Origin of the sequence: Brevibacillus invocatus, from assembly GCF_003710915.1 — a bacterium.
Lineage (GTDB): Bacteria > Bacillota > Bacilli > Brevibacillales > Brevibacillaceae > Brevibacillus > Brevibacillus invocatus.
The window spans coordinates 1-5350 of sequence record NZ_RHHR01000061.1 but is presented as its reverse complement, the minus strand read 5'-3'; the positions used below and the strand labels follow the sequence as shown (position 1 = coordinate 5350).

Here is a 5350-nt window from a genome sequence, read left to right as displayed (position 1 = left end):
CAGTGTAAAGGATTTTTTTATGCTCGTGAACGCTTGAATACAGAAGATTATGGTGATTTTTAATGATGTGAAAAGATTTATGCAACGCTAGTGATAATGGTTGAAAAAATCGATTTATAAACACCCATTAACAACCATTTAAAACCATTCTGTTAACGCAAAGGAGATGCGCTCTTGTACACAAAAGAGCTGATTTTATTAACAGGAACGACGGAAACAAGAAAAACATTGGTCAACCAGCTGCAGGAAGTCATTGGCGATTTTGTCCGCATTCATCATTTTTCGATCGAAGAAGGAATTCCGCACGTTTTTTCCAATCAGCTCATCATTCTCTCTACTTCCATCATCGAAGAAGAAACCGCCCCCTATATCGGTAGCGGCTGCAAAGTGGTCGTCGCCAAGCGAACGGTGAATTTTGAGCATATCGACAAGCTTCTCTTTCTGGGGTACCGCCAACAAAGTGCGGATTTTGTACGCTAAGCCCCGTTAGACAGAAAAAACGCCGGTATCCTGTACGTTAAGGATTACCGGCGTTGCTTATTCCTTGGATGAGCGGTAACAATGAGTTTAGGTCTGCATTTCGCTTTTGATCAAATGTGTACTCACCAAGAAAGTTAATATGTTCCCACCCTAAAGGCGATATGTGGCTTAACAGATTTTCCTGAAGAGATCCCTTTTGCTTCAGCAGCTTAGTTGCTTCTGTAAGATAAACCGTATTCCAGACACTAATTGCATTGATAAGAATATTCAATGCACTTGCCCGTTGAAGCTGATCTTGCAAGGCACGCTCACGTAATTCTCCCCGTTTTCCAAAAAAGAGTGCTCTAGCAAGGGCATTCATTGCCTCGCCTTTATTTAGACCACGTTGGATGCGGCGGCGCATCGATTCGCTAGAGATGTAATCTAGGATAAAGATCGTCTTTTCGATCCGTCCCATTTCCCGTAAAGCTGTAGCTAAACTATTTTGTCTAGCATAAGATCCAAGTTTCCCCATGATAAGAGATCCAGAAACTTTCCCTTCTCGAATAGAGTGAGCTAAACGTAAAACGTCATCATAATTCTCCTGAATGACCTTGGTATTGATACGACCGCGGAGTATGTTTTCTATCTTTGGAAACTCACCTACCTTATCAAACGAATATAACCTTGAATCAGACAGATCCCGAAGCCGTGGAGCAAACCGGAATCCGAGCAAATGACTTAAACCAAAGACTTGATCAGTGTAGCCTGCCGTATCCGTATAATGTTCCTCAATCGACAGCTCAGATTCATGATGCAAAAGGCCATCGATGACATGCACCGCGTCACGAGCATTCGTATTGATGACTTTCGTATAGAACGATGAAAATTGATCGCTGACGAATCGATAAATCGTCGTTCCTTTTCCTGAGCCGTAATGAGGGTTTGCGTCAGCATGTAGGGCAGAAACCCCTACCTGAACACGCATACCATCTGATGAGGATGTACTGCCATCTCCCCAATAAGAAGCTAAAGCCAACTTATGATGAAAATTTACCAAAGTGGCCTGTGCCCGATTCATGGCATCTTCATACATTCTCCATTGAGCTACGTTTGCCATTTGATGATACGAAATACCTGGAGTAGCCTCTGCCATTTTTGTAAGCCCTATGTTCGTTCCCATTGCCAGGAGAGTGGCCATCACAATCGTTCTTTCTTCGGCTTTAGGTGGACGACCAGTAGAAGCATGAACAAACAATTCATCAAATCCAGTCCAGTTGGCCACATCCATAAGCAAATCGGTTAATTTGATACGAGGCAGCATGTCATAAAGAGATAGACTGAACGATCGGGCTTCATCTGGTACGTCTTTTTCCAATCGATCAACACGAAGTTTCTCTTTATCAATGCTTACCCCTTCCAACTCGTGTAAATGATCAGATACCCATTGCAGACGTTTAGATAACGCTTCGTATCTCTCCTGAAGATATTTTTCTGACGACAAGCTAACAGCAAGTCTGGTGCCGGAGGTACGGGCATTAACCCATTCTTGTTTTGATACCAGGTATTCATCAAAATCTTTATGCTGCTTACTTCCTACTACGGAAATATCTCCGGAACGAATGTGATTCCGCAGCTCGGTAAGAGCAGCCATTTCATAATAGTGGCGATTGATTAATCCATCCTCGTCATACACATGCTTTTGCCAACGATTCGGGATAAAGTCTAATGGTGCTCCATCGGGAACCTTTCGTTTCCCCGAATCATTCATTTCACGAATGGTATCTAATGCACGTAATAATGGTTCGGTTGACTGAGTAGAACGAAAATCTAATGCTCGTAGAAGAGTGGGTGTATATTTTCGGAGATAAAAGAATCGATTCCCTAATAAATCCAAATAATCATAATCCATTGGGCGCGCCAATTTCTTTGCTTCTTCTACCGAAGCGACTATCTTTTCCCACGGCATAACCGCCTCTAAGGTTGCAAATGGATCAAGTCCCTCGTTCTTAGCTCGGATCAGAGCTGCACCTAAATCCGCATAATGGATAACCTTTTCATTGACGGACTTTCCATTTTGTTTCTGTATTTCTTCTTGTGCTTTGCGTCCCTTTGATTGCAAGATCATAATCTGCCGGTCGTGGATTTCAATCGCTTGATCGATTAAATCTTGACTGATATTTAGTAGGTAGGCGACTAGAATGGCGTATCTCTTTATCTCGTTAAATCTCCGGAATGAATGGGGTTCGTATCTTGCCCCTAAACGCGCCAATTGTATGAATCGGTTAGGGTGGATCTCGCTCGTGTTTATCGATAATTCAATTCCTCGAATATACTCCAGACGCTCAATCACTTTTAAGAATGCCTCTGGCGAGGATTGGCCAGGTACTTCCCGAAGCCAAGCTAGACGCGTTTTTCCGTTTTCTACAAATGGATCGATCAACTTGTCTAATCTCTGCTTTTGCCATGTAGAGAGGGAAGATGTTAGCCGTTTAAAAATTCTTTCTTCTGCTCGATGACGGGTTTCCCAGGCGAGTCTTTCAATTGTCGTCATGGCAGGGAGAATAATTTTCCTTTTTCGTAATTCGTCTAGGACGGTACGAATCAGATGAGTTGGGTTTCCGTTCTCCATCGCATGATGCAACAAAAATTGGGATGAACCACGGTATTCACGCGAAGAGAAATTACGATACCCATACTCCTGGCGGATCTCTTCCAGATGTTCGCGCCTGGTTGGGTCCCGTTGGGCATACAATGGGTAGACTTCCGGATCAACATCAATTTGCTTGGCTATGTAACGTAAGACAGTCTCAGGAATATCTTTCACATCGGACAATGACCAACCAGGATACCGTAGAGTACATAACTGTACAGCGAAGCCCAAGCGATTATGATTTCTCCGGTGCCTGCTAATGATTTCAATGTCATGTTTTGAAAAGGTATAGTAGGTAGCGAGTTCCCATTCACTCATGTCTGGACGAATCCTCATGAGTTCATTTCTTTCGTCTGGTGTTAGTAATTCTCTCCCTCTAACCGGCATACACTGCTCATCCTTTCATATTATTGCCAAGCTATTTTTTCTACTTCGGATTGTAAATCAGCGCGTGTTGCTTTGACGTAAATCATTGTTGTGTCTAAGCTGTCATGCCCCATAATTTGCGCTAACCGATGTAATGGAGTGTTGTCGGCCATGACATAGCCGAATCGATGGCGTAAATCGTGAGCACTCAATCCTTCTAAGCGAGCTAATTTCATGTATTTTTGAATGAGATGTCGTAAAGCACGTTCAGTTAAACGGTCACCAGTTTTTTCTGATGGGAATAGATACGGGCTATCTGGAGACAAGTCCGCCAAATACTTTTCCAAGATGGCCCGGCAGGTTGCATTCAGCGGTACTTCTCGTTGCTTGTTTCGTTTTCCTGATCGAACCGTAACCTGACCACTTCGTTTTCCAATGATCACATCACCAGGAGCAAGATCACAGATCTCCATCGTTCGTAGTCCCGTATGCAGCATCAAAGTAATAATCGTTTGATCTCGAATCGATCCACTATGCTCCACAGCAGCAATGAGAGCTGCTTCTTCTCTTTCGGTCATCTGCCGTGGGCTTGCCTTTTCTTCTGGTACCAATTTGACCGGTTTGGACGGATCGCGGCGAATTAAGCTTTGAGCTGAAGCCCACTCAAAAAATCGTTTCAACGTAATTAACCTACGGTTAATCGTGGCAGGTTTTAACTTCATTTCCTTTTGCATCACATCACGATACCTGGTGATGGTAGGTGTTGCTATATCTTCGATACGAAATGGTATAATTTCTTCAGATACTTGTTCGCTTTCAAACCATCCGATGAAATGCTTCAGGTCCCCACCGTACTCTTTAACTGTTTTTGGTTTCAAATCTTCCTCTGTTTCGAGCATATGTATAAAGTCGGCAATGACTTTTTCTCCTTGTTCTGAAATCCCATTTCCTGTCATCTTGAGAACCTCCAATTTCTTGACTTACATTAGCGGACATGATAATCTTATCTTAACGGAAACATTAGCGGACATCAATGGTTGAGTTTAAATATCAACAATGTCCACTAATAATAATTAGCGGACATTTAGAAAGGAGATTGTTCACATGGCGGTTAACAAAGAAGATGTAATCAAATTGTTTGAACTTCTTCCAGAAGATGCAAAGCAATCGGCCTTTGATTATTTGCAATTTTTATCCATTCGCCATACACGGCCAGACTGGAAAGAGATTGATAAGATGGAACCGGACGCAGAACCTCTCACAGAAGAAGAACTTCGCCAAATGAAAAGTGATGCCGGTTACGTTACAGGGGAGGACGCCAAGCGTGAGTTCGGGCTACAAATTGATCTACCATAAGGATGCGGTTAAATTTTTGGCCAAGCAAGAAAAAGCCGTTCAGGAACGGATCGCACTCGGATTACGGGGACTTCTTGAAATCCCGCCTATTGGTGACATTAAGCCAATGAAAGGCTACACAGCTCTCTATCGGCTAAGAGTTGGCACCTACCGCGTCATTTTTGAAATTGATCACAATGAAATGATCGTATACATACGCGCAATCGATTCACGCGGCGGTATTTACAAGTAAATTTTTTTAGCCAACGAGTTAACTTAGTAAACTCGGTTAACTCGTTGGTAATACTGAGTTATATAGTTAACTAGTTGGGAGAGTGATATTGAATGGCTGAAACTACAAAAGGCTTTAAAATGACCGATGACTTAAAGAACAGGATTAATAACACGATTGAAGCATCCGGAATGACCGATAAAGATTGGATCGAAGCTGTAACCAATCTCTGGGTAATGCAGGATATGAAAAATGGAATGCCGGACTTCCAAAAAGATATTTCGGAGCTAGAGCTACATACCAAT

5 protein-coding genes and 1 pseudogene are annotated in these 5350 nt (G+C 42.7%); 4 read left to right on the top strand and 2 right to left on the bottom strand.

Annotation, left to right across the window (positions count from 1 at the left end):
* The first annotated feature begins 174 nt into the window (after positions 1–174).
* Positions 175–480: a hypothetical protein gene (locus EDM52_RS23210; RefSeq protein ID WP_183185321.1), complete on the top strand. Its 306-nt coding sequence runs from the start codon at positions 175–177 to the stop codon at positions 478–480.
* A gap of 37 nt (positions 481–517) precedes the next feature.
* On the opposite strand, the gene EDM52_RS23205 is transcribed toward EDM52_RS23210, so the two are convergent.
* Both EDM52_RS23205 and EDM52_RS23200 read right to left on the bottom strand, forming a co-directional pair.
* The gene (locus EDM52_RS23205) at positions 518–3499 is read right to left on the bottom strand and encodes a Tn3 family transposase (protein WP_122911279.1); all 2982 of its coding nucleotides are present in this window, start codon (positions 3497–3499) and stop codon (positions 518–520) included.
* 20 nt (positions 3500–3519) lie between these two features.
* A complete protein-coding gene (locus EDM52_RS23200; protein WP_122911278.1) occupies positions 3520–4434 on the bottom strand; it encodes a tyrosine-type recombinase/integrase in 915 nt (304 codons plus the stop codon).
* A gap of 148 nt (positions 4435–4582) precedes the next feature.
* On the opposite strand from EDM52_RS23200, the gene EDM52_RS23195 reads away from it, so the two are divergent.
* The 3 genes and pseudogenes from EDM52_RS23195 to EDM52_RS23185 form a co-directional block, all read left to right on the top strand.
* Positions 4583–4834 (top strand): hypothetical protein, encoded by a 252-nt coding sequence (locus EDM52_RS23195; protein WP_122911277.1) that lies wholly within the window; start codon positions 4583–4585, stop codon positions 4832–4834.
* Positions 4803–5066, top strand: a complete 264-nt coding sequence (locus tag EDM52_RS23190) for a type II toxin-antitoxin system RelE family toxin (RefSeq protein ID WP_122911276.1) — start codon at positions 4803–4805, stop codon at positions 5064–5066. Before EDM52_RS23195 ends, EDM52_RS23190 begins: the two co-directional genes overlap by 32 nt.
* Before the next feature lie 92 nt (positions 5067–5158).
* Positions 5159–5350 (top strand): annotated as a pseudogene (locus EDM52_RS23185) (hypothetical protein); the annotation flags it as partial.

Coding starts and splice junctions, on each gene's coding strand:
- EDM52_RS23205 (WP_122911279.1), bottom strand. CDS start 3,499: ATGCCGGTTAGAGGGAGAGAATTACTAACACCAGACGAAAGAAATGAA.
- EDM52_RS23195 (WP_122911277.1), top strand. CDS start 4,583: ATGGCGGTTAACAAAGAAGATGTAATCAAATTGTTTGAACTTCTTCCA.
- EDM52_RS23200 (WP_122911278.1), bottom strand. CDS start 4,434: ATGACAGGAAATGGGATTTCAGAACAAGGAGAAAAAGTCATTGCCGAC.